The organism is Terriglobus roseus (assembly GCF_900105625.1).
GTDB classification, from domain to species: Bacteria; Acidobacteriota; Terriglobia; order Terriglobales; family Acidobacteriaceae; genus Terriglobus; species Terriglobus roseus_B.
Genome location: NZ_FNSD01000001.1, coordinates 1,344,852 through 1,368,923, shown reverse-complemented (window position 1 = coordinate 1,368,923; position 24,072 = coordinate 1,344,852). Strand labels below are relative to the sequence as shown.

The 24,072-nt window shown below is 60.2% G+C and carries 25 protein-coding genes; 14 read left to right on the top strand and 11 right to left on the bottom strand.

Annotated features, from left to right (window positions below; all coding sequences use genetic code 11):
• Positions 1–211 precede the first annotated feature (211 nt).
• Positions 212–2,020: an amidohydrolase family protein gene (locus tag BLW03_RS05460; protein WP_074652703.1), complete on the top strand. Its 1,809-nt coding sequence runs from the start codon at positions 212–214 to the stop codon at positions 2,018–2,020.
• Between the two features lie 137 nt (positions 2,021–2,157).
• On the opposite strand, the gene BLW03_RS05455 is transcribed toward BLW03_RS05460, so the two are convergent.
• From BLW03_RS05455 to BLW03_RS05445, 3 genes are all read right to left on the bottom strand, one after another.
• Positions 2,158–3,321, bottom strand: coding sequence for a Gfo/Idh/MocA family protein (locus BLW03_RS05455; protein WP_074652702.1), 1,164 nt, complete (start codon positions 3,319–3,321; stop codon positions 2,158–2,160).
• Positions 3,321–4,586 (bottom strand): nucleoside permease, encoded by a 1,266-nt coding sequence (locus BLW03_RS05450; protein ID WP_074652701.1) that lies wholly within the window; start codon positions 4,584–4,586, stop codon positions 3,321–3,323. Before BLW03_RS05450 ends, BLW03_RS05455 begins: the two co-directional genes overlap by 1 nt.
• A 200-nt stretch (positions 4,587–4,786) precedes the next feature.
• The gene (locus BLW03_RS05445; RefSeq protein WP_074652700.1) at positions 4,787–5,923 is read right to left on the bottom strand and encodes a dipeptidase; all 1,137 of its coding nucleotides are present in this window, start codon (positions 5,921–5,923) and stop codon (positions 4,787–4,789) included.
• Between the two features lie 149 nt (positions 5,924–6,072).
• Between BLW03_RS05445 and BLW03_RS05440 the strand changes: the two genes are divergently transcribed.
• The 3 genes from BLW03_RS05440 (at position 6,073) to BLW03_RS20570 (ending at position 7,418) form a co-directional block, all read left to right on the top strand.
• Positions 6,073–6,288 (top strand): hypothetical protein, encoded by a 216-nt coding sequence (locus BLW03_RS05440; protein ID WP_074652699.1) that lies wholly within the window; start codon positions 6,073–6,075, stop codon positions 6,286–6,288.
• Between the two features lie 115 nt (positions 6,289–6,403).
• On the top strand, positions 6,404–6,955 hold the full coding sequence (locus BLW03_RS05435) for a PPC domain-containing DNA-binding protein (RefSeq protein WP_083350347.1): 552 nt from the start codon (positions 6,404–6,406) through the stop codon (positions 6,953–6,955).
• 286 nt (positions 6,956–7,241) lie between these two features.
• Positions 7,242–7,418, top strand: a complete 177-nt coding sequence (locus tag BLW03_RS20570; RefSeq protein ID WP_170834976.1) for a hypothetical protein — start codon at positions 7,242–7,244, stop codon at positions 7,416–7,418.
• 278 nt (positions 7,419–7,696) lie between these two features.
• Here BLW03_RS20570 and sdhB read toward each other — a convergent pair whose 3' ends face one another.
• From sdhB to BLW03_RS05410, 5 genes are all read right to left on the bottom strand, one after another.
• The gene (gene sdhB, locus BLW03_RS05430) at positions 7,697–8,506 is read right to left on the bottom strand and encodes a succinate dehydrogenase iron-sulfur subunit (RefSeq protein WP_074652698.1); all 810 of its coding nucleotides are present in this window, start codon (positions 8,504–8,506) and stop codon (positions 7,697–7,699) included.
• A gap of 107 nt (positions 8,507–8,613) precedes the next feature.
• A complete protein-coding gene (sdhA, locus tag BLW03_RS05425) occupies positions 8,614–10,392 on the bottom strand; it encodes a succinate dehydrogenase flavoprotein subunit (RefSeq protein ID WP_074652697.1) in 1,779 nt (592 codons plus the stop codon).
• A 133-nt stretch (positions 10,393–10,525) separates the two neighbouring features.
• Positions 10,526–11,389, bottom strand: coding sequence for a succinate dehydrogenase cytochrome b558 subunit (locus BLW03_RS05420; RefSeq protein WP_074652696.1), 864 nt, complete (start codon positions 11,387–11,389; stop codon positions 10,526–10,528).
• 221 nt (positions 11,390–11,610) lie between these two features.
• Positions 11,611–12,219, bottom strand: coding sequence for a non-canonical purine NTP pyrophosphatase (locus BLW03_RS05415; RefSeq protein WP_074652695.1), 609 nt, complete (start codon positions 12,217–12,219; stop codon positions 11,611–11,613).
• Positions 12,220–12,223: 4 nt separating this feature from the next.
• Complete coding sequence (locus tag BLW03_RS05410) at positions 12,224–13,180, bottom strand: carbohydrate kinase family protein (protein ID WP_074652694.1); 957 nt, start codon at positions 13,178–13,180, stop codon at positions 12,224–12,226.
• A 194-nt stretch (positions 13,181–13,374) separates the two neighbouring features.
• On the opposite strand from BLW03_RS05410, the gene BLW03_RS05405 reads away from it, so the two are divergent.
• From BLW03_RS05405 to BLW03_RS05395, 3 genes are all read left to right on the top strand, one after another.
• Positions 13,375–14,712 carry an inositol-3-phosphate synthase gene (locus tag BLW03_RS05405; RefSeq protein ID WP_074652693.1) on the top strand — a complete coding sequence of 446 codons (1,338 nt, stop codon included), beginning with the start codon at positions 13,375–13,377 and terminating at the stop codon, positions 14,710–14,712.
• A 64-nt stretch (positions 14,713–14,776) separates the two neighbouring features.
• On the top strand, positions 14,777–15,028 hold the full coding sequence (locus BLW03_RS05400; RefSeq protein ID WP_139285111.1) for a CopG family ribbon-helix-helix protein: 252 nt from the start codon (positions 14,777–14,779) through the stop codon (positions 15,026–15,028).
• A 287-nt stretch (positions 15,029–15,315) separates the two neighbouring features.
• Entirely contained in the window at positions 15,316–16,530 is a 1,215-nt protein-coding gene (locus tag BLW03_RS05395; protein ID WP_074652691.1) for a M48 family metalloprotease, read from the top strand.
• A 97-nt stretch (positions 16,531–16,627) separates the two neighbouring features.
• Here the strand turns inward: BLW03_RS05395 and BLW03_RS05390 are convergent, their stop codons facing one another.
• From BLW03_RS05390 to BLW03_RS05380, 3 genes are read right to left on the bottom strand one after another with little or no spacing between them, the layout of a single operon-like run.
• Positions 16,628–16,831, bottom strand: coding sequence for a hypothetical protein (locus BLW03_RS05390; RefSeq protein ID WP_139285110.1), 204 nt, complete (start codon positions 16,829–16,831; stop codon positions 16,628–16,630).
• An 11-nt stretch (positions 16,832–16,842) separates the two neighbouring features.
• On the bottom strand, positions 16,843–18,138 hold the full coding sequence (locus BLW03_RS05385; protein WP_074652689.1) for an Nramp family divalent metal transporter: 1,296 nt from the start codon (positions 18,136–18,138) through the stop codon (positions 16,843–16,845).
• Entirely contained in the window at positions 18,138–18,326 is a 189-nt protein-coding gene (locus BLW03_RS05380; protein WP_074652688.1) for a hypothetical protein, read from the bottom strand. The genes BLW03_RS05385 and BLW03_RS05380 overlap by 1 nt, the downstream gene beginning before the upstream one ends.
• Positions 18,327–18,675: 349 nt before the next feature.
• Here BLW03_RS05380 and BLW03_RS05375 point away from each other — a divergent pair, with 349 nt between their 5' ends.
• The 7 genes from BLW03_RS05375 to BLW03_RS05345 all read left to right on the top strand — a co-directional run bounded on the left by BLW03_RS05375 (position 18,676) and on the right by BLW03_RS05345 (position 24,057).
• Positions 18,676–18,951 (top strand): metal/formaldehyde-sensitive transcriptional repressor, encoded by a 276-nt coding sequence (locus BLW03_RS05375; protein ID WP_014784975.1) that lies wholly within the window; start codon positions 18,676–18,678, stop codon positions 18,949–18,951.
• 99 nt (positions 18,952–19,050) lie between these two features.
• Positions 19,051–19,944 carry a TIGR03435 family protein gene (locus BLW03_RS05370; RefSeq protein WP_170834975.1) on the top strand — a complete coding sequence of 298 codons (894 nt, stop codon included), beginning with the start codon at positions 19,051–19,053 and terminating at the stop codon, positions 19,942–19,944.
• Between the two features lie 196 nt (positions 19,945–20,140).
• Positions 20,141–20,584: a preQ(1) synthase gene (gene queF, locus BLW03_RS05365; protein ID WP_074652686.1), complete on the top strand. Its 444-nt coding sequence runs from the start codon at positions 20,141–20,143 to the stop codon at positions 20,582–20,584.
• 337 nt (positions 20,585–20,921) lie between these two features.
• Positions 20,922–21,272, top strand: a complete 351-nt coding sequence (locus BLW03_RS05360; protein ID WP_139285109.1) for a hypothetical protein — start codon at positions 20,922–20,924, stop codon at positions 21,270–21,272.
• A gap of 18 nt (positions 21,273–21,290) precedes the next feature.
• Entirely contained in the window at positions 21,291–22,544 is a 1,254-nt protein-coding gene (locus BLW03_RS05355; protein WP_074652684.1) for a spinster family MFS transporter, read from the top strand.
• A 37-nt stretch (positions 22,545–22,581) separates the two neighbouring features.
• Positions 22,582–22,965, top strand: coding sequence for a nuclear transport factor 2 family protein (locus BLW03_RS05350; protein WP_074652683.1), 384 nt, complete (start codon positions 22,582–22,584; stop codon positions 22,963–22,965).
• A gap of 72 nt (positions 22,966–23,037) precedes the next feature.
• Positions 23,038–24,057 (top strand): LLM class flavin-dependent oxidoreductase, encoded by a 1,020-nt coding sequence (locus BLW03_RS05345; RefSeq protein ID WP_074652682.1) that lies wholly within the window; start codon positions 23,038–23,040, stop codon positions 24,055–24,057.
• Positions 24,058–24,072: the final 15 nt, after the last annotated feature.

Here is a 24,072-nt window from a genome sequence, read left to right as displayed (position 1 = left end):
TTTTGCCGACTGGTATCTTCGATCCCGTCTCGCTTGATTCTCAAGTGGCTGAAGAAGACCGCATGCGTGGCTTGCATGGCGGAAAGCGTTAGATTCAGATCGCAGTTTTCCGAGACCACGACGCACGCCATTCGGTACTCTGACTGTATCCCCTAATTTTCCTTTTTCGCTTCAGCCAGCCCATGCAGTGCCCATCTCAGGCAGGAGAACTATGACCTTGAAGCTTCGATTTCTCACCCAGCGGACACTGACGGTCGCTTCCGCGATCACTTTATGCGGCGCTCTTTCAAGTTCAGGTCAGAATGCCCGGCCGGTCGACATCGCGATTGTGGATGCAATGGTCTTCGACGGTACCGGAGCTGCACCTTCTGCAAGGACTGTCCTTATCCAAAATGGCCGCATCACCGCGGTCGGCGCTCATCTCGCAGTTCCCGCAGGCTACACAACCATCGATGCAACGGGTGAGGCGTTGCTGCCGGGCTTCTTCGATCTTCATACGCATTGGACCGAAAGCGGCATGCCGCATTCCGTCCCCGTGATGGCGAATGAAGACCTTGCCGCAGGCGTCACTACGGTCGATGATTTCAACTCGTCGCCTGAGTCTTTCGAGGCGAGGCGCGCCTGGATTGGTATGCTCAATGCACCCCACGTCAACATCTGCGGAAGAATCAGTACGCCCGGTGGCCACGGAGCAGACTGGGCCGACTCTGCAACCACACGGCAGATCGTGACGCCGCTCGAAGCGCGCGCGGCGGTTGACGACCTGATGCGCTATAAACCCGACTGCTTCGGCGAGACCATGATCGATGGGTGGCGCTACGGCATGTCGCCGGACAACACAAGCATGAACGCTGACGCTATCGCGGCACTGGTCGACGAAGCGCACAAGTTCCAGATGCCCGTCCTGACCCATACGGTGACTGTCTCAAAAGGAAAGGACGCAGGAGACGGTCACGTGGACGTGATCGCTCATGCCTTGCAGGATCGCGACCTCGATGAAGCCACCATCGCAGCCATCAAACGGGGTGGCAGTGCATTTGCTCCCACCCTGGCGGTCTATGAGCCTAATAAGCCCGGCTCAACTCCCATCCCGGCCACGGATCCACGTTTCCTGCAGTCGCAGAAGCGCTGGCACCTGGCATTGAACAACACTCGCTTGCTTTACGAGGCAGGTGTTCCGATCACACTTGGCACAGACGCAGGTATGCCCGGTACTCCGCACGGAAAATCGTCCCTGCGCGAGATGGAGTTGCTGGTACAGGCGGGTTTGCCCGCCTCTGCCGCGCTCATCGCGGGCACCGCTAACAGCGCCCGCGCCATGGGAGAGATCAACGACCGTGGAACCATCGAAGTGGGAAAGCGAGCCGACCTCGTCCTCCTCAAGGGCAAGCCATGGGAGACGATTGGCGACGTCGAAAAGACCGATAGGGTGTTTCTTAGTGGACGACTTGTCTTCGGTCCCGGTGCGCTTGCGCCCAACCCTGACGTGCCTATGGCAGCCGCGAAAGTCGGCAATATCGTCGATGATTTTGAACGCGAAGATATGCGGACAAACTTCGCCACGCTGGTGGTCACGAACCCGGACGGAGGCCTGTCGCGCAGTTCCGAGATCCTCCAGATCGTTCCCCGCGAAGGAACGAACCACGCACTGTTGATGACCGGGAAGATGGTCGTCAAAGACAAACCATCGGTAAGCATCGTCGTGCCCTTGACCAAAGGATCCATCGCGCCCGCCGATCTGCGTGGTTACAAGGGGATCCGGCTCGATATCCGTGGTGACGGTGAGTACGAGCTGCGGCTCAACGCACTCAATGCGGCATATTCCGCGACTGTCTCCGGAAATGCAGAATGGAAGTCGGTGGAGATTCCTTTCACGGAATTGCACCCCATCGCGGGCAGGAGAACATCGCCGGCGGATGCGCTCTGGAAGGGCGACGACCTCACTGAGATCGAGGTTGTCGCACATCGCAAAGGCGGAACAACGACATGGGTCGAGTTGGACAATATCCTGTTCTTCTAGCTGGCGGCTGGCACCAGCAGGGACTCGAAGACGATATCGTCGAGTTGCAGGTGAAGGCAGCCCCAGACCGTCCATAGGGGATAGTCAAGAAGGGCGGCCGATTAGGCCGCCCTTCTTACGTGCGAACTGCTGAGCTTCTATTCAACCGCGATCCAGACGTTTCCGCCGTCATGGCTGCGTAGCATGGCATCGACAATCTCCGTCACATGCGTAGCATCGGCAAAGGAAGAAACGACCTCGGGCTTCGGGGATGCAGCACCAGCGCGCACCCAACCATAGATCGCCGAGACAACGTTGAAGAACGCATCGGGCCAGCCTTCCTGGTGTCCACCGGGCAGGTGTGCATAAGGCTTTGCACTGGCGGCCATCAGCGACGGATCCTTCGCCATCATGGAGTTCGGTGCGTCATAACGTCCGATCCAGAGTTCATTCTGCGACTCCTGCTTCCAGCCGAGCGATGCCTTGCGACCATTGATCTCAAGCTGCAGGTCGTTCTTGTGTCCCGGCAGCACCTGGCCTACCGTTACGATGCCCTTGGCACCATTCGCGAAGCGCAGCATTACGCTGGCAACATCTTCGCCGGCAATCTGCACCTCGCGTAGATCGCCACCCTTTTCACCAGAGAAGGCGATCGCTGAGCCGCTGGTGTAACGGGTCTTGACAATCGTCCCAAGGTCCGCAAGAACCGAAACGATCTTCGCCCCCGTGACGTGCTCCGCCAGATCGCAGGTGTGTGATCCGATGTCCGCGAGTGCAGAACTCTTGCCGCCGAGCGCCGGATCCAGCCGCCACGAGAAGACGTGGTCGTCTGTAAGCCAGTCCTGCAGATATTGGCCTTTGACGAAGACCGGCGATCCGATCTCATCCGCCGCGATCATCGCGCGCATATGCTGCACCAACGGATTGCCGCGATAGTTAAACATCACCGCGTTGACGACGCCTGCGGCCTTCGCCGCATCACGCAGACGGCGGCACTGGTCGCTGTCCATTGCCAGCGGCTTCTCGCTGACGATGTGCTTACCCGCCTCGATCGCCGCCATGGAGACGGCGAAGTGCAGATGGTTCGGAGTGGTGTTGTGGACCACATCGACGTCAGGATCTGCGATTAACTCCTGAGCTGATCCATACGCGTTGCGAATGCCGAGCGCATCTGCCTTAGGCCGCGCTAACTCGACGCTGGCGTCGGCGAGTGCAACCACTTCGGCAAAGCCAAGGCGTCGGACGGCGTCGATGTGGTGCGATGCGATGAAACCAGGGCCAACCAGGCCCATGCCGATCTTCTTCGTTGGAGCAGACTGCATTAAATGGATCCCTCGGGCACGAGTGCCGGTTCTGCGTCGACCATGAGCGGAGTCGTCGCCGTCGTGTTGGGTTCGTCGTCCTCATCATCCTTGAAGACGGACACGAACAGGATCAGCACGACAGCCGACAGGCCGGATGCAACCAGCCAGATCGCGCGCCAGTTATGAGCAGCCGAGCCATCCGCCAGTACGGTCGCGTACTTGTCGACGACCAGGCCGCTCAGCCATGAGCCAACCAGCATGCCGATGCCATAGGTAATGAGCATAATCAGACCCTGCGCTGCACCGCGGTACGCTGCGGGAGCCTTGCGGTCCGTGTAGATCTGGCCCGTCACGAAGAAGAAGTCGTAGCAGATGCCATGGATCAGGATGCCCGCCAGCAGCAGCCAGACGCCAGCATGCGCATCGCCGTAAGCGAAGAAGCCGTAACGGATGACCCACGCTGCCATGCCGGCAACCAACATCCACTTGACGCCCAAGCGGCGGAAGAAAAAGGGGATCAGCAGCATACAGAGCGTCTCAGACACTTGCCCGAGAGACATCTTCGAAGCGGAGTTTGCAACGCCCGCCTGCACCAGGAAGGGGTTCGTAAAGGCGTAGTAGAACTGCAGCGGGATACAGATGAGGAACGATGCTGCTGCAAAGACCACAAAGCTCTTGTCGCGGAACATGCGGCGTACTTCCATCGGAAACAGGTTGCCAACGCGGAACGGCTCGCTGACCTGTGGAGGGGTGTGCGGCAGCATTAAGGAAAAGACCGCCAGTACGATTGAAGCGGCAGCCGACATCTTCAGCGGCAGGGAAGTCGTCTCGCCGTGCAGCACGAAGCTGATGAAGAGTCCGGCGCAGATCCAGCCGATGGTGCCCAGCACACGGATGGGCGCGAATTCTGTCTTAGGATCATTGATCTGGCGGAACGAAATTGCGTTCACCAGACCCAGCGTCGGCATGTACAGCACAGCGTATGCCAGGATCAGGCCATAGAGCGGACCGAAACTTGTCTGCAACGATGCCATGTAAAGAAGAACGCCGCCGACGAGGTGAAGCAGCGCCAGCATGTATTGTGCGGGCATCAGGTTGTCGGCGACCCAGCCCGCAAGGAACGGGGAGAGCACGGCACCGATGGCCGTGGCGCCTGCGATCAGGCCGGTTTGAACACCGTTGAAGTGCAGCGTCTGGCTGACCCAACTTGTAACCGTGACCGCCCATCCGCCCCAGATAAAGAACTCCAGGAACATCATCAGCGAGAGCTTTACCTTCGTCATTGAGCAGATTCCTTCATGTAATAGATTCCGATGAACCCGGCGTTCGGGCATTCATTCGTCGAACTTTGCGTTGCAGGTATCGGTGCACAGATTACCGATAATCGATGATCGCGCGCTACTGTGCTTTCGAAACAGGCGATCCGCAATGCCCGACGAGTGTAGCGGTTCACGTCAGGGCAGGGCAATGCGGACATCTTCGTCTAGGCGCCCGCAGCCTGCACCGCAGACATCACGCGGAGCAGGTTCTCTCCCAGCACCCCGCGCAGATCATCCGGGGACCATCCGCGTTCCAGAAGACCAGCCGTGATCTTGGGCAGATCAGCCGCGGTCTCCATGCCCTCCACGGATAAGGCGATGCCATCGAAATCCGATCCGATGCCGACATGCCCCGGTCCCACGAGTTTGAGGAGATGGTCGAAGTGATCGAGCAGCACGGAGAAAGGGACAGGTGGAATGCGCCGGGCGAACTCGCGATCCACTGCAATCTCGGCAGAGAACGGCATGCGCTGCCCTTTAGCGGCAAAGCGTTCTCGAACGACATCCAGCGCGGCAAGCAATTCGGGCTTCTGCGCATTCCATGCGGCACGCCATGCATCGCTGAGGAACGCCGCGTAGAAGTTCACCATCACCACGCCGCCCCTGGCTGCGATAGCGAGAGCCATCTCGTCTGTAAGATTTCGCGCTGCATCGCACAGGTGCCGCACGGAAGAATGCGAGGCAATCACCGGTACGCGGCTTACCTCTAACACGTCCCAGAAGGCCGCATCACTCACGTGCGAGACATCGACCATCATGCCCAGTCGATTCATCTCCGCGATGACGTCGCGACCGAATGCGGTCAGACCCATAGGGTTCGCACCGCCTCCGCTCGATCCGCACCAGTCATTCGCATTGGCCCAGGTCAGCGTCATGTAACGAGCGCCGCTGGCATGGAACTCACGCAGGATCCCAAGGCTGTTCTCAATGGCGTGGCCACCCTCAACTCCAATCAACGCGGCGAAGCGGCCGGCGCTTTTCGCGTTCCGCACTTCCTCAGGAGTCCTGCAGATGCGGAGCGCTGCCGGGTATTTCACGGCCTGTGCATGCACACTCGCAATCAAAGACCGCGTGCGCGCGGCGAAGTGCCCGGCCCATGCTTCCGGCTCAGGCCATGCGATGAGGAATCCACCGTCCAGACAGCCCTCGGTAGCAGTCTCCGCGGAGAGCTGACCAAGGCCGAGTGGATCGCCAATCCAGTTCCAGTTGTCGTCCACGAAACGCTGAGGAGTGTCGGCGTGGCCATCCAGAACGATGCACTCAGCGTGCAACTCCCGTGCCTGCGTCAGAAAGTCTTCCATTACACAATGTTAGCCGCGCCTGGCGTGACGGCCGCTGCTTACTGCGGGGCAGAACCCGCGTGGCAACCTTTCCATGCCGCATAGTAACTGCAACGGCGGCAAACCCCCAGCGCACGCCCAGCGTCTACACAAGGCGAGGTGATACGGCTATGAGCAGCATGACCGGCAATGGAATGCCAGGCGAAGGCGAAGGCATCGCAAAGGATAAGGTAAACACAGCGGATACCCCGGCACGCCCGGGCATCAACTCGCTGGAAACCCCGGAAGCGGGACACCAGGCGCACATCGACCGCGTCGCGGAAGATTCCGCCAAGCGCGCTTCCAACCGCCAGGCTCACAACGAAGGCGATATTTTCACCAAGTAGTTTCAGCCCCCAAACATCTTGAAGAGCCTCGGCTGCGCCGGGGCTCTTTGTCGTGTAACAGAATGAGTAGAGCTCCGCGAAGCGAAGCACACCACCCTAAGAGACAATCATCCACATGATTCGCCAGGCTCTCACGTTCGCCTTCGCTCTCGCCCTCACAGCGCTCGCGCCCGCGCAGCAAACCATCCAGCCATCGCGTCCCGTCCCCGTCGGCAAGGCACCACATGTGACCTTCAAGGTCGTGAAAGACACGCCAGACGAGAAGGTGTACGCCATCATCTTCCTTAAGGGCGATGAAGTCCTCAGCGGCCTCACCGACTTCGCCATCGCAAACCATGTCGGCAACGCGCACTTCACCGGCATCGGCGCCGTCAACAGCGCAACTCTCGCCTGGCTCGACCTGCCGCACAAAATTTACAACGGCATCCCTGTAACAGAACAGGTCGAAGTGCTCACACTCACAGGCGACATCGCCACCTTCAACAGCAAACCTGTCATCCACATGCACGCCGTACTCGGCAGGCACGACGGCACCACGGTTGGCGGCCACGTCTTCGAACTCAACGTCAATCCGACAGTCGAAGTCTTCCTCACTGCCAACACCACGCCACTCGCCAAGCGAGCCGACGAAGAAAGCGGCATGAAGCTCATCGATCCGAAATCCTAGTCCACCAAGGAATGTCACCCGGCATACCGGAGGCGTGCGTGGACCAAGCGAGAGTTGGTCCCTGTCTTCAGTCTTCAGCGTTGTCACGTCTCTCTTGCCGGATGCGGACTTCGCGTATGGGGTAATGATGCGATGTACCGCAAACAGCGCCGTGGCAGTGAATCCGTCTGCAGTGTTCTTCCTACGATTCCCATTTAGGGAAGCAGGCGCAGTGAGGTGCAGTGCTTTGTAAGCCTGTGTCAGATAAGAAGCGGACTTCGCCAAGCTGCGAATTTACGATCGAGCCTTGTCTCGCAGCCTCAAATATCTTCTCGCGTATCTTGTGGTCACAACCCTTTTGACCGCGGGCGGCCTCGCGCTCAAACCCGAGGATGCGCGACTTTGGGAGGGCGAGGATGTCTCCCTGCCCGAAGACGCCAAAGCGAATGACGAGTCTCCCAACTCCGCCTATCCGGCTGCATGAAGAGCAGCACGTGGACCGAGAGGCGGAGATGCAAGGTGCAATGAAGTGGGGTCGAACGGCGTAACGTCCGGATGCGAGACAGGGCTCACACCATCAGCCAGCCCGTGGTCTCTGACAGTCTGTTGCCTTCGTCTGCGATGACAACGAACGACGAAATCGCATGAGCACCAAACAGCAAAGGCAAGGCTCACGCCCTGCCTCTGCTGAATCCAACGTAACGTTCGTCGCCGACCAACGGAAGGCCCACTGCGAAGCAGTAAGAGGGCGTGGAAACGCCCCTAGCGGACGAAGAAGTCCTTCACCTGCTGCACGATCACATCGCGGCTGATGTCGCTGATCGCTTCCGTCAGCGGCAACTGCTTAGGGCAGGCCTGCACGCAGTTCTGTGCGTAGCCACACTCCTGCACACCGCCGTCGCCGGCCAGCGCGCGAAGACGCTCTTCCTTCAGCACCGAACCGGCAGGGTCCATGTTGAACAGGCGAGCCTGCGCAATGGTCGCCGCGCCCACGAAGTTGGTGTCGTCGTTGAACTGCGGGCAGACCTCCATGCAGATGGTGCAGGAGATACAGTTCGACAGCGGATAGCGCTCTTCCTGAATCTGGGGGAACTGCCGCGGTCCGGGCCCCAGGTCGTAGCTGCCGTCGATTGGCACCCACGCCTTAACAGCCTTCAGGTTCTCGAACAGAACGCTGCGGTCCACCGCAAGGTCACGCACCACGGGGAACTTCGACAGGGGAGCCAGCGTGATCTCGCCATTGCCGCTCTCCGCCAGCATGGTGTCGACCAGAGCCGAGCACGCCATGCGCGCCTTACCGTTGATCAGCATGGCGCACGAGCCGCAAATCTCTTCCAGGCAATTTGAGTCATAGGCGATGGCCGTTGTCGTCGCACCCGATGCGTTGACCGGGTTGGCGGCAATGTCCACCAGCACGCTGGTGATGTTCAGGCCGCTGCGATAGGGCAGGTTGAAGACCTCGGTCGTCGCCGCCGCATCGGGCGTCGCCTGCCGCTTGATCGTCACCTTGTAGGTCGAACCCGTGTACGCCTTCGCCTTACCGCTATGCCCGTTCTTCGTCTTCGTCGACATATTTCCTCGCTTCTGCTTCGACCGGAGCGACCGTGGCCATCAGACCACGGTCGCTCCGGGTAGAACAAGGGCCTTAAGCCCCGGGCTTGCACTCAAACAACAATCACTTATGAACTCGTATAAACCCGTGGGCGCGGCTTGATCCACTGCGTATCCACTTCTTCGTACCCGATGATCGGCGCATCGTTCGCGCCGTCATAGCTCGCCATCGTCGTCTTCAGGAACTGCTCGTCATGACGATCCGGGAAATCCGGCTTGTAATGCGCGCCGCGGCTCTCGTCACGCTTCTCCGCACCCTGCACGATCACGCGTGCCAGCTGCAGCATGTTATAGAGCTGCCTTGTGAAGGCGAATGATGTGTTCGCCCACTGGCTCTTGTCCGTCAGGTTGATGTTGCGATAGCGCGCCAGCAGCTCGACGATCTTCTCGTCGGCCTCGCGCAGACCCTTGTTGTAACGGATGATCGTGGCGTGCCGCGTCATCGTATCGCCCAGTTCGCGCCACAGCTTGAACGGATTCTCAGTACCCTGGTTGCTCAGCAGGATGTTATTGAACTCCATCTGCCGAACCTTCTCGGCAGCGTGCCCGCCATCACCCGTCTGCGCCGGCAGGCTCTTCGCGTAGGTCATCGCCTGCGGCCCGGCCACAAAGCCGCCGTAGATGCAACTCAGCAGGGAATTCGCACCCAGGCGGTTCGCGCCGTGGATCGAGTAATCCGCCTCACCCGCGGCGAAGACGCCGGGAATGTTCGTCTGCTGGTTGAAGTCGACCCACAGGCCGCCCATCGTGTAGTGAACGCCCGGGAAGATCTTCATCGGCACTTCGTGCGGATCTTCGCCGACGAACTTCTCGTAGATCTCCAGGATGCCTTCGATCTTCTTCTCCAGCACCTCGCGCGGAATGTGCGAGACGTCCAGGTAGACCATCGGCTGCCCGTCGATGCCCAGGTCCTGCTCGTAGACAATCTTGTGTATCTCGCGCGTGGCAATGTCACGCGGCACCAGGTTGCCGTACTTGGGATACTTCTCTTCCAGGAAGTAGTAGCGGTCGGCTTCGGGAATGGTCTTCGCCGGGCGGGGATCGCCCTTCTTGCGCGGCACCCACACGCGGCCGCCTTCGCCACGAGCGGACTCGGACATCAGGCGCAGCTTGTCTTCGCCGGGGATCGCCGTCGGGTGAACCTGGATGAACTCGCCGTTCGCGTAGAACGCGCCCTGCTGGTACAGCGCAGACTGCGCCGATCCGGTGCAAACGACGGAGTTGGTGCTCTTACCGAAGATGGCGCCGTTGCCGCCGGTGCAGATGATCACGGCGTCGCAGGGGAACGTGCGCACTTCCATGCTGCGCAGATCCATCGCGCAGATACCGCGGCAGACGCCGGCGCTGTCCAGCACGGCGGACAGGAACTCCCATCCCTCGTACTTGGTTACCTTGCCCTCCGCCTCGAAGCGGCGAACCTGCTCGTCCAGCGCGTACAGCAACTGCTGGCCGGTCGTCGCGCCTGCGTATGCGGTGCGCTGGTAGAGCGTGCCACCGAAGCGGCGAAAGTCTAGCAGACCCTCGGGCGTGCGGTTAAAGGGAACACCCATACGGTCCAGCAGATCGATGATCGCCGGGCCCTGCGCCGTCATGTTCTTCACGGGCGTCTGGTTGGCGAGGAAGTCGCCACCATAGACGGTGTCGTCAAAGTGTTTGTCGACGGAGTCGCCTTCGCCCTTCAGATCCTTGGCCGCATTGATGCCGCCCTGTGCGCAGACGGAGTGCGAACGCTTGACCGGAACGATAGAGAACAGGTCGACCTTGCCACCAGCCTCAGCGATCTTGATAACCGCGGAGAGACCGGCGAGACCGCCACCTACAACAATGATCTTTGGCACTGCTGCCATCTTCGAAACTCCGTTCTTGTCAGAGGGTGAATGGTAACCACCGCTCTCGATTCTTTCGGAAGGGCACGGCTTTAGCCGTGCCGAAAACCTGCATAAAGTCGAGGGGCTTTAGCCCCTGAGGTACGCTTTCCGGCTACTGCTGCGGCACTGGGCTGGGCTGAACCGGCTGCCCGTTGGTGTCGTTCTGAAGCTGACCATTGCTGCCATTCGGCAGACCATTGTCCGTGGGATACTGCGCCCCCGGTCCAGGCTGCGCAGGCAGCACCACACCCGTCGGTTGCGCCGGCATAACATCCACAGGCGAGTAAGGCTGCGCATAGGCCACCCAGAAGATCGAGACCAGACCCATGGCGCACAGAGCCGTGCCAAAGACGCCGCAGACATAGCCGAACTTCTTGCGGGCGTTGTCGCCGGGCGTGATGCCCCACTTCGCCGCAAACAGCCAGATGCCATAGCTGAAGTGCCAGCAGGTCGCGATCATCGCGATGACATAGATGGCCAGCATCCACGGATTCAGCAGTTCATACTGCACCTTGGCATAAGCCAGACCGGGGTGCTCCGGGAGCGAGACACCCGCGAAGCGCTGCCGCCACACGTGCTGAATGATGTAGACGAACGCGATCAAACCGGTCACGCGCTGGGAGATGTACATCCAGTTGCCAGCCCACGGATAAACGTTCACATTGGCGCGGCCGCGGAAGGCGATCCAGACGCCGTACAGCGCGTGGAAGGTTAGCGGGATAAAGATGAAAGCCCACTCGAGCACGCGAGCCAGAGGCAGCCCGTTCAGGAACTTCACCTGCTGCGCGTAGGCCAGCGGTCCGTGCACGATCTCGAAGTTGGAGATGATGTGCTCGATCAGGAACGCGCCGATCGGGATAATGCCCGAGAGCGAGTGCAGCTTGCGCCACAGGAACGAGTGACCTTCGCCCGCACGCAGCGGCTTCACGCCCTTGCGGCTGCTGTTATCGGGTGGTGCGACTGCTGCTGCGCCCATGGGTACGCGCTCCTGCTCGTGCTGCGAAATGGTCTCCCCGACGCCCGTCAAATGATCAAGGTGCAGGGAGGAAGGCACGCACAGTATCTGGTGCGGTGAAAACACTCGTCAATCGGAGATCTGCGGGCCGTTCGAATAGCGGCCAACGCAGCCGATAAACGGCGTCGGAGCGCTCATGGATTGAATCGATTCAGACGCTTTTCCATCTTCACTGAAAGGGCTTAGCAGGGACGCCATTGGCGGAGCAGCGAGGCCAGTGCGCGGCCCCGATGGCTGACGCGCATGCGATCTTCCATCCCGACCTGGGCCATGGTGCAGCCTAGCTCCGGCACGTGGAAGAGTGGGTCGTAGCCGAAGCCGCCGTCACCCTCCGGCTCCTCCAGGATTTCACCTTCGAGCTTGCCGAACGTGACGAGTTCGACAGCACCGTCGACAGCCAGTGCCAATGCGCAGCGATAGCGTGCGGCTCGATTCGTCTGCTCGATCATCGCGAGTGTGAGGGCCAGGTTGTTGTTCTCGTCCAGGCCGCCGCCTGTTGCGACAACGCCAACGTCTTCGGAGAACCGCGCGGAACGCACCCCGGGGCGGCCTTCCAGTGCATCGACCTCCAGGCCGGAGTCGTCTGCCATCACCCATGCACCGGGCGCGAACTTCGAGTAGTAGATCGCCTTTGCCCGGGCATTGCCTTCAAAGTCCGGCGCGTCCTCCGCAGGGGCGGGAATGTTCGCGAGGCCCGGCAGTGGCTCGATCGTTATGCCTGGGTACGCACCGGCAGCCGCGCGGAAGTCGCGAAGCTTGCCGGGGTTCGACGTAGCCACGTAGATAGTCATGGCGTCAGGCGAATACCGTGTCGTGGGGTGCGGGATAGACGGCCGGGTACAGCGTCCCGACCTGCATCAGGTCTTCGATGGCTTTAACGGTCCGAATACCACCGCGCGCGCCGGACGCAGTGCAGTTTAAGGCTGCAGCCGCGCAGGCGAAGTCCAACTGCCGGTCCAGCTCCCACCCGGCCAGCAGACCGTAGATGTAAGCTGCGTGGAACATGTCGCCCGCGCCGGTGGTGTCCACAACCGGGACGAGATAAGCGGGCCGGTAGCGAAACTCTTTGCCATCCCATGCGAGCACGCCGTCATGGCCGAGTGTCGCCGCCGTGATCTGGCTGCCGTAGTCCGCCCGCATCTTCTTCAGAGCTTTTTCAAGATCGACTTCGCCGGTAAGCCGGGCAGGGAAGTCCCGCGAGACGATAAGGTGATCGATTAGCGGCAGCAGGTGCTCGACGCCGGGATAGATCTCATCAAGGTCCGCAACGACCGGAATCCCGTCTTCGCGTGCCCACATCGCTGCCTGGGTTGCCGCGGCTGTATCGAAGCCGTCCACGTGCAATGCGCGTGCTCCGGCAATCCAGTTCCGGCGCAGGTCTTTCGGGTGCAGGCTCAGGCGCTCGTCTCGCTTGAGCAGAACGGTCCGCTCGCCCGATCCATCGACAAGGATGATCGACTGCGCGCTGGAGGTGTTCTCTGCCGTCAGGATCTGCGCCTCGACGCCGGCGCGGTCGAAGGCCGCACGGTGGATCGCAGCAGCGGAATCGTCACCCAGCTTGCCCACATAGCGCGTCTGCAGGCCCCAGCTCTGGCAGGCCACCACGGCCGAGGCGGTCTGGCCACCCGGCAGTATTTGGACGGTTTGGAACTCGACCTTCTGTCCGATTGAAGGGAAGCGGGCAAGCGCGATCAAGGTGTCCGTAGCGTTTAAACCAACCCCGACCACGTCGACCGTTACAACATTTTGCATGGTCCCATGCTACGCCGTGCCGTGAAAAAATCTGTAATTTCCCGACACCGCTAACTATCTATTGAGTTACCGCTAACGGCGCCTGGAGTGGAGCAACTTTCATCTTTTCTGCGGTTTACAGAAAATTCTCAGTGCGTATGTTGAGAGTTGCAGGCGTGATTTTCAACTCCACTCGCTCGCCCGCAGGAGAAGCAATGAAGGAATCATTAGTAACGCCGGCAGCGGCATCGATCGCACCAGCGCAGGGAAAGCTCGGCATCATGATCCCGGGCATGGGCGCCGTGGCTACCACACTGATCGCGGGTGTCGAGGCCGTGCGTCGCGGCATGGCAAAGCCCATTGGCTCCATGACGCAGATGGGCACCATCCGCCTGGGCAAGCGGACCGCCGACAAGGCACCGCTCATCAGAGACTTCGCGCCGATTGCGCCACTGGAAGACCTGGTCTTTACGGGGTGGGACATCTTCGGTGGAAACCTGTTCGAGGCAGCGAAGACCGCGCAGGTTCTGGACCGCGACCAGCTTGAGGAGATGCGTCCGTTCCTTGAGGGCATCGAACCGATGCCGGCAGCGTTCGATCAGCGTTACGTCAAGCGGCTGGATCCGAAGCGAATCAAGACCGGTAAGAACAAATGCGATCTCGCAAACCAGATCCGCAACGACATCGCGGAGTTTAAGACGAAGTCTGACCGCCAGGTGATGATCTGGACCGGATCGACCGAAATTTACATCACTGAAACTGCCGTCCACCAGTCGCTGGCAGCGTTTGAAAAAGGACTGGTGGAGGACGACGAGAACATTGCGCCGTCCATGCTGTATGCGTGGGCCTGCCTGAAGGAGGGTGTGCCCTGCATCAACGGCGCACCGAACCTGTCCTGCGACATTCCTGCGATGCGCGAATTGTCCAGGCAGATGGGAGCGCCCATCGCCGGGAAGGACTTCAAGACTGGCCAAACCTTTATCAAAACCGTGCTCGCTCCAGCTCTGAAGGTTCGTCAGCTTGGCCTGGCTGGCTGGTACTCGACGAACATCCTTGGCAACCGCGATGGCGAAGTGCTGGACGATCCCGACAACTTCAAGACCAAGGAAGAGTCGAAGCTGGGCGTGCTGGAGTACATCCTGCAGCCGGAGAAGAACCCCGACCTGTACAAGGACTTCTACCACAAGGTCCGGATCAACTATTACCCGCCGCGCGGCGACAACAAGGAGGGCTGGGACAACATCGATCTCTTTGGCTGGCTGGGCTATCCCATGCAGCTGAAGGTCGACTTCCTGTGCCGTGACTCAATCCTGGCGGCGCCCCTGGCGCTGGATCTTTGCCTGTATATGGACCTTGCGGCCCGCACACCCGCGTTGAAGAACCTGGGCATCCAGGAGTGGCTGAGCTTTTACTTCAAGGCTCCGGACACAGCGCCGGGTGTGTATCCGGAGCACGACCTCTTCATCCAGAACATGAAACTGAAGAACACGTTGCGTCACATCATGGGCCAAAGCCTGGTGACGCACCTGGGTTTGGACTATTACGGCGAGTGAGCGGCAGCGGCCTTCCGAAAGACGGGCTGCCTGTTGAGGGCGGCCCATTTCGAACCTTGACTTCATGCAGGGATGGGGAGAGATTCTTGCCATGGTCACGATCCTCACCCCCGAGACGGAAGCTGCACTGGACCGCATCGCAGCTCGTTCCGGAAGGTCACGGGAGCAGTTGGCGAACGATGCGCTGCAATACTACGTCAGCTGGTTTGAGCATGAAGAAGAAAAGGTCACGGAGGCTCGTGCTGCCATCGACCTTGGGGATTTTATCGATCATGATCAGTTCTTCGACGAGCTGGAGTCGCGTTACAGCGGATGATGCGGCTGATCTGGGCAGGTCCTTCTCGAGATGACTTGCCCGCGATCCTCGGCTATATCGCCAGCGACAGCAGGGCTTCGGCGCTTCGGACCGTCCGACGCTTTCGCGTGGCAGTCGAACCATTTCGATCCTTCGGGTACGGGACGGAGCCCAACGGTGGTCGCCTGCGACTTGAAGCTCATACCGCTGAGGCCCGATGCGTCAACAATGACAGACCGTAACTTCCGGGCGTAATCTGCGTCTAACAAGACAAGGGCGAAGGTGCGTCTGCGCCCGGGGGCACCACCATGAATCTGAAAAACCTAGTTCTCGTCGCGACTCTCTCTGTGGCAGCTCCGTTCGCGTTGAGCGCCCAGCAGACCCCTACGTCTACGACACCCGGCAGTGGATCTCCGACCTCCACGAATCCTTCGAATCAGGGCGGGAACCAGCCCTCGACCACGAAGACCGGCAGCGGTCCTACCGGCGGTGGGCCGGTCACGGCCTCCAAGGAAGATCTGGAGAAGGCTCGCGTCGAAGCCGCCAAGAACAACAATGAGCCCATCCCCGAGCCGGGCGATGACCTGCGCAAGGACATTAAGAAAGGCTCGGCTGACGACGTGGCTGCCGCTGGCACGCGTGACATCGGTGGCCGCGGTATGGGTAACTGGTTCTCGACGGACTGGGAGGTTCGCAACGGCAAGTCGTACGCCGTTGAGATCGAGCGTTCGTCGCACCTGGTGACTGATCCGGTCATCGTCGAATATGTGAACCGCGTCGGCCAGAATATCGTCAAGAATTCGGACGCGAAGGTGCCTTTCACCATCAAGGTGCTGGACTCTGACGAGATCAACGCCATGGCGCTACCGGGCGGCTTCTTCTACGTGAACAGCGGCCTGATTCTCGCCTGCGATGAAGAGGCGGAGCTTGCTGGTGTCATGGCGCATGAGATTGCGCATGTCGCGGCGCACCATGCAGCGCGCCAGATGACGCGTATGGAGTACGCACAGATTGGCATGGTGCCGCTGATGTTCATCGGCGGCTACACCGGCTACGGTATCTATGAGGCCGCGCAGATCGCGGTGCCCCTAAGCTTTCTGTCTTTCTCGCGAACCTTTGAGGCTCAGGCGGACTGGCTGGGTGTGCAGTACATGTATCGCTCCGGCTACGATCCGCAGGCGTTCGTGCAGATCTTTGAAAAACTGCAGGCGCTTGAGAAGCGCAAGCCGGGCGTACTCGCCCGCGCTTTCTCTGATCATCCGCAGACGCCGGACCGTATCGCAGACTCTGAGAAAGAGATCGCGACGATCCTGCCAGCTCGCCCCGACTACGTCGTCAGCGGCTCCGAGTTCGACGATATCAAGGCCCGCCTGGCCCGAATCCAGAACAAGCGCAAGGTGGATGGCGGCAAGGACGGCAGCAAGCCCACACTGCGTCGCACGTCAGCCAGCAACAACGATCCCAATAGCACCACGCAGGACAAGAGCACAGATGATCGCCCAACCCTTGGCCGCCGCGAATAGCGCCACGGGTAACCGCAGAAGAAAGGCCGAGCGAAAGCTCGGCCTTTTATTTTGTGCGACGACGCGCAAAAACGATGCCATCCAAGAGCGACCTAACTTAGTGCGCCCGGTGTAGAAGTCCAGATAGATCCAGCACGTGATATCCCAGCATCAGTGTCATGGCGATCAGGTAACCCCGTAAAACACCAAGCGAGATACGCACTGCTCGAGTCATCCTGATCTTGCCAAGCCCATCCGTGGAGCATTTCTCTTCCTGCACGTCATCCAGCGGATGGACTACGCGATATTCAGGCGTTGTCATAACATCACTCCTCATTTCGGAAACAGATTCGGCAGGATCACCTGCGCCGCCAGCAGCAGTGACAGCGCGAATAGCACGACGATGATCGTCCAGTTAACGATGTTGTTCCACGGTCGATTGACCCAGCGCTCGCCCAGCAGTTCGCGGTCGTTCAGCAGCAGTTGAAGAAAGATGATGGCTGACGGCAGGATCAATCCCGCAAACACCTGAACGCTGATGATGACCAACTGCAGCGGCACATGCGGTATCAGCACGATCACCGCCGCAGCTCCAACGCAGGCAATGTACGTCGCGTAAAAGCCGGGCGCCTCCCACAGCTTCTTATGCAGTGAGTGTTCCCATCCCTGCACCTCGCCATAGGCCCATGCACTCGCAAGCGAAATCGCAGTCGTGCCCAGTACAGCGGCGTTCACCATCAGCAGCAACACGCCGTTGCGAACGAAGGTTCCCGCAATGGGGCCCAGCGCCAGTGCAAGCTGCGCCGGATCCTGAAACGCAATCTTGTGCTCAAAGCCATAGTTTCCGACCAGCATCATCGCGCCGGCCACACACACGGTGAACACCGCACCGATCAGCGTATCCAGCCGCGCCCACTTCAGATCGGCAAACCGCAAACGCTTCTCCGCGACACAGCTCTGCTGAAAGAACAGCTGCCACGGCGCAATCGTCGTCCCAACAATCGCAATCACCAGGAACACCAGGCTGCTGGTAATGCCACCGGCTGGTACGGTTGGCCGTATTGCGTTGCGCGCGACCATCGCCCACTGCGGATGCACCACAAACGCCAGAACGAACCACGTCAGGTCCATCAGGCACAGCGCGATGACGATCCGCTCCCAGCGCAGATAGCTGCCGGTCACCACCATCATCGTCAGGCCAACCGCAGAGACCGGAACGGACACATAGGGGCTAATGCCAAGAGCACTCAGCGCAAGTGAGATCGCCGCAAACTCAGTGATCAGCGTGAGAAAGTTAACGGCGAGTAAGTCAATCAGGGAAAACCGTCCCCACCACTTACCAAACCGCTCATAGATCATCGCAGCGTGGCCTTTGCCTGTTGCAATGCCCAGGCGCGCAACCATCTCCTGGATGAAGTAGCAAATGGGTAGCAACACCACCAGCAGCCACAGCAGGTGTAGACCATACTGTCCGCCCGCCTGCATGTAGGTCGACACGGCACCCGCATCGTTGTCGGCCTCCATCACAATCAGGCCCGGGCCAAAGACCATCACGAATGTCATGATGCGCCGCTGCCACTCGCCACGCACCACGACACCCTTCTGTTCGTTCACTGCTTCCGTTTCCATCACGCGCACAGTAATGCTCCGGCCTGCTCGCTCTTCTGCTCCGCAGCGGTCATCTCAATCGCCGCGGCATTGGCCATAACCCAGCTGCAGACCAGGGGAGTTCCAACTCCGCCGGTCGCACGCCATACGCAGATCAGGTGGCTGGGCTTGCGGACAGCAAACATCTTGTTGTTCTGGACGTTGTTCATCGTTCCTCCTCGCACGATCCGGCCGCACGTTCGCACCGGCTGCGCACAAGGGCACAGTCGCGAGGGGCGCGCTGCAGGATCATCGGTTGGGAGGGTGTAAGTCTGGCCCATCGCGGGCCCGTCTCACGCGCTCAAATCACAGGTCGTATGCTGGATGAGCGGCGTGGGATCGTCCCATAGCAAAGCTAAAGGCGGTCGTCCGTTCGTTCACCACAACACAGGGAAGCGCTCGTTCTACTCGGAGGCTCTTGTGCGGAATTCATACTCATAGGTTCTCGGGTTCTCTCACGAGAGAAACTCTCGTCTCTCACTTTGTACCATACCCCCCTAGGGTATACGCAAGGAGAATATGGCCGTCGTTGAAAAGGAAAGACAGAAGCTTGTCGCACGCATTAAGCGGATTCGCGGACAGGTCGACACCATCGAACGCTCGCTCACCACAGGCGACGATTGTGCGGACGTTCTGATGCTGCTCGCCAACGTTCGCGGTGGCATCAACAGCCTTATGGCAGAGGTATTGGAAGACCACATTCGCCACCACCTCTTATCCAACGAACGCAGCTCAGCCCCGCCCCATGAACTGGCGGAGGACATGATCGATCTGGTCCGCGCGTATCTGAAATAGAGCATGGAATCACGGAAGAAGGGGAACTGGATGATCTCTCTCAGGCAAGCTAGACAGCAACGATCGTGGTCTGCTGCTCACGTGATCCATCTCATGCTGATGCTCCCTCTTCTCGCGCCTCACGCGAGCGGTCAGTCGCAGCCGGCCACGCCACGGCTCAGCTTTGACACTGCATCCGTCCACGAGACAAAACCCGGTTCCGAAGAACAGAACTCCAACGTGCCGCTCGGTCCCGGCAATGTCTACAGCCCGACGGGCGGCCTGCTTGTGATTCACAACTACCCGTTAATGGGCCTGATCTCATTCGCATATCGGATGACGACAGGGCAGCAATCGACCTTTGCGGACATGGCGCCTGCGTGGGTGCGGGACACGCGGTACAGCATCGTGGCACGCACGGAGAAGACGGACGTGACCAAGGACGAACTGCGTCTGATGATGCGGTCGTTGCTGGCCCAGCGCTTCGCAATGGCTGTGCATTATGAGTCGCGACTGACACCCGTCTTCGCTGCGCAACTGGTGAAGCCCGGACAGCCCGGCCCACGGCTGCGGCCTCATCCAGCGGATGGCTGCTCGCGCGCCATCCCGAAAGAACCAGCGGACGGTGCCACGGCGGCAGCCGAGACAATCGACGGGGGATTTCCGGCGATCTGCGGAGGTCTGCTGATGATGAGTTCCAGCACACCCACGCACTTTCACATTGGTGCACGTGATGTCTCCATCGTGTCGATCACAAGTGCAATGGCAAGCTGGGGTGACTTGGCCAAACCGGTCGTGGACCAGACAGGCCTTGCCGGTAATTACGACTTTGCGATGGAGTTCACGCCAAAGCGCCCAGACCCGGCCCCTGGTGCGCCCGCTCCACCCTCAGAGGGTGCGGAGCCTAACTTTCTTTACGCGTTGCGAACGCAGCTTGGAATCAAGCTGGAGGCGCAGAAGCAGCCAGTGGAGGTTCTGCTGCTGGATCGCATCGAGCGCCTGTCAGAGAACTAGCCGGCCGGGGCGTTCCTGCAGGGTCGACTAGAATGCGAAGAGCAGTCAAGTTGTCTTACCCCTAATTTTGGTGTGACGATCTGCTCCTGATGCCTGGGGCGACTGCACGACGATTGAAAGCGATCTTCTCAACGAAGATTCTGCATACCCGGCGGAAGGCTCCTCCTTCCTGCCAAGTAAGGACACACAGAAACCAATGAAGCCCATTCCCGATAACCGGATGAACAACACCAGCCCTCTCTACACGGACGAGCACGCGGCCGCCGGCCTCGACGTCGCCATGCCCGAGATCGAGACCTGGCAAAACCACTTTCGCAGCTACGAAATTCTGATCGACGATCCGGAATTCACCAGCGTCTGCCCACGCACGGGCCTGCCGGACTTCGGCCACCTGACGGTGCGTTACATGCCCAAGGACCGCTGCCTGGAGCTGAAGAGCCTGAAGGAATATCTGTTTTGCTATCGCAACCTTGGCATCTTCCAGGAAAACATCTGCAATCGTGTGCTGGATGACATGGTGAAGGCGTGCGATCCAGTCTGGGCCGAGGTGAAGGGCGACTTCCGTCCTCGCGGCGGTATCAGCACGGTGGTGACGGCAACCTACCCACGCCCACACGATCAGCTAACACCAACGAGGTAGACGCCACTAGGCGACATCGTAACGGCGAAGGTCTAAGCACTTTGCATCACAGCGGACATGAAGAAGATCATGCTCGCAGTAATTGCCCTCTCCTTTGCGACCAGCGCTTTTGCTGCGCCGCGTCATTGCCGCTCGTGGCACTCAGATCATCACCATCACCGCACCTGCTCGCGTTGGGGTCGTTAAGACCGAACCGCCCACGAACGCCGCTAATGCGGTGTGATGACGCAAGACGACAAGAGCCTGCTTCTGCTGAAGTTTTCTTCGGTGGAAGCAGGTTCTTTCCATTTGCAATTGGCGCTCGCATGGCGACCGGGCAGCACGGTAGGATCAGAGCATGCTTAAAGGCTTACTGATGACGCTCCGCCTGCTGTGGCTGGTGAACCTGCTGACCGGCGCGCTGTTCTACTTCCACGTGGGCGTGCCGCTCAACATCCACATGTACCTTGGCTTCGCCATCACGCTGGTGATGATCATGATCGGCGTCATGGGCCTGCGGTATGTGTTCGGACTCGCGGTCGTGACGATCGTCGTCGGGATCTCGCTGCCGATCATCGGCATTCTGCAGTTGAAGCATCTGACCATGCCGGACCTGCCGTACATCCAGATCACCCACGTGATCCTTGGTGTTGCCGCGATTGCGCTGGGTGAAATCACCGGGAAGCGCATCCGGCTTTCGCCGGTCTAACCTGCTATCCTCCTCGCGATGAGCGCGGAGACGAAGCCAGCAATTGCCCCCAATGCCAAGGCAGCAACCGTAGCGCTGGTGCTGCTGACCGCGCTGAACCTGGTCAACTACATTGACCGGTACATCCTGCCGGGCGTGCAGGAGATGGTGAAGTCGGAGTTCCACGTCTCTGACGAGCGCATTGGCGCGCTGACGATGTGGTTCTTTGTGACTTACATCGTCACCGCGCCACTGACGGGTTGGCTTGGCGATCATTTTCCCCGTAAGCCGCTGATCGTCATCGGCGCGCTGCTGTGGAGCGGTACGAACCTCTTCACGGCGATGGTGCACAACTTCGACGGCCTGCTCGTTCGGCACGCGGCGCTGGGCATTGGCGAGGCCAGTTTTGGGATCTACGCGCCGGCGCTGCTGGCCGATTTCTACGGTCCTGAGGCGCGCAACCGTGCGCTGACCATCTTCAACATTGCGATTCCTGTTGGCGCGGCCATGGGGTACAGCCTTGGCGCGTTCATTGCTGAGTCGCATGGCTGGAGGAACGCCTTCTATGTCTCGGCGATTCCAGGCATTGCGATCGCCGTGCTGATCCTGTTTGTGATGAAGGAACCGAAGCGAGGCGAGACCGACTCCGGCCGCAAAGGGAAGAGCAAGGCCGCTGTCGCCGATCTGATCAAGAACCCCGCCTATCTCACCGCAACGATGGGCTACGCGATGAGCACATTCACCATCGGCGGCATCAGCGCCTGGATTCCCAGTTTTTTGCAGCGTGAGGCCGGTATGACGGCGGCGCATGCGGGTTTTACGGTCGGTGCGATCACGGCTGTTACGGGGCTGCTCGGTACCGCGATCGGCGGCTGGTGGGCGCAGCGCTGGCTGAAGACCGACCACCGGGCTCTGTACTGGGTCTGCGCAATTGGGCCGGCGATCTGTGTGCCGTTCGCGCTGCTGTGCTTCTTCGGCCCGAAGGCCACGATGCTGCCCGCCTTGGCCATCGCCGAACTTGCTCTGTTTCTCGGCAGCGGACCGGTGAATGCGGCGATTGTGAATGCGGTCAGCGCGCAGGTGCGGTCGACTGCTTTGGCGGGGCAGTTGCTGCTGATCCACCTGTTTGGGGATGTGCCGTCGCCGCGGATCATCGGCTTTGTCAGCGACCGCAGCAACCTGCGGTGGGGGCTTGGCGTGACGGTCTTCGCGCTGTTGGCGTCGTCGCTCTTTCAATGGTTCGGCTCGCGGTATGCGCCGGAAGAGAGCGATGTGAAGGCTGTCGCAGTTTGATGGTTGATTCGACTGTGGGAGACGATAGTATTCCGCCATGCCCACACCTACCGAGTTAACCGTCGCCGAATACTTTGCTGCGATTCGCGCCATGGATGTTGAGCGCTGCGTTGCCGTCTTCGCTCCTGAAGCGGAACAGCACGATCCGGTGGGCACGCCCCCGAACGTAGGTCACGACGCTATCCGCGCTTTCTTTACGGGAATCTTCACTGGCTTTCAAGTGGTTGGCCTGACCGAGAATCAGGTGTTCGTGAATGGCACGTCCGGTGCGGTGAAGTGGACTGGTAATGGCACCGCGCATAACGGCAAGTCCGTAACCTTTGAGGGCGTGGACGTGCTGGACTGCAACGACGAGGGAAAGATCGTAAAGGTTCGTGCGTTCTGGGATCCTGCGCCGGTGATGGCAGCGGTCGCCGACTGATCGCATCCGCCGAGACGGTCCAAACTGCGCCATCCGATGGTTCGAAGGCCATCGAACGATCATCCAATGTGCATGAGCAGTCTCCGCGTCTCCGTTCTGGATCTGGTTGGCATGAAGCCCGGCGAAACTGCCGGTTCGGCCATTGCGCGCACGGTTGAAACAGCGCAGCACGTCGAGCGGCTGGGCTACACACGCTTCTGGCTGGCCGAGCACCACAGCATCGCCGGCCTGGCATGTTCCGCAACGTCGGTGCTAATCGGCCATGTGGCGCAGCAGACGTCGACCATCCGCGTCGGCAGCGGCGGCGTGATGCTGCCGAACCACGCGCCGCTGGTGGTTGCGGAGCAGTTCGGAACGCTTGCTTCGATCTATTCAAACCGCATTGATCTGGGACTCGGACGTGCTCCTGGTTCAGATCAGCCGACGATGCGTGCCATGCGCCGCGACCTTCGCACGACGGGCGACGACTTCCCGGAACTGGTGGCAGAGGTGCAGCAGTTCCTCGGTGCGCCCCGACCGGGACAGATCGTCCATGCCATCCCGGGTGAGGGAACACGCGTGCCGATTACTTTGCTGGGATCCAGCGGCTTCAGTGCGCAGCTTGCCGGACAGATGGGCCTGCCGTTCGCCTTTGCCGCACACTTTGCGCCGCAGTATGCGCAGCAGGCGATGGAGCTGTACCGCAGCAACTTCCGCCCGTCCGAGTGGCTGGATAAGCCGTACGCGATGGCCGGTTTGCCGGTCCTTGCGGCCGACACCGATGCGCAGGCCAAACGCCTGTTGACGACGCCGCAGCAACGCTTCCTGTCGCTGGTGCGCAACCAGGCCGTGGAATTGAAGCCGCCCGTGGAGAGCATGGATGGTCTTTGGAACGCGGGCGAACGAGAGGCTGTGGAAGCTCGTCTGGCACTGTCGGTCGTTGGCGATGCAGCGGCAGTGAAGGCACGTCTGCAGCGCATCGCGGACTGGCTTGGACTCGATGAGATCCTCGCCGTCACCGACACGTACGATCAGGCCGATCGTCTTCGGTCGTACGAGATCCTGGCGGAAGTAGCGAAGGGCATCGAAGTACGCGCTGCTGTTGCAGCGTAAGTTCTTACGGGAAAG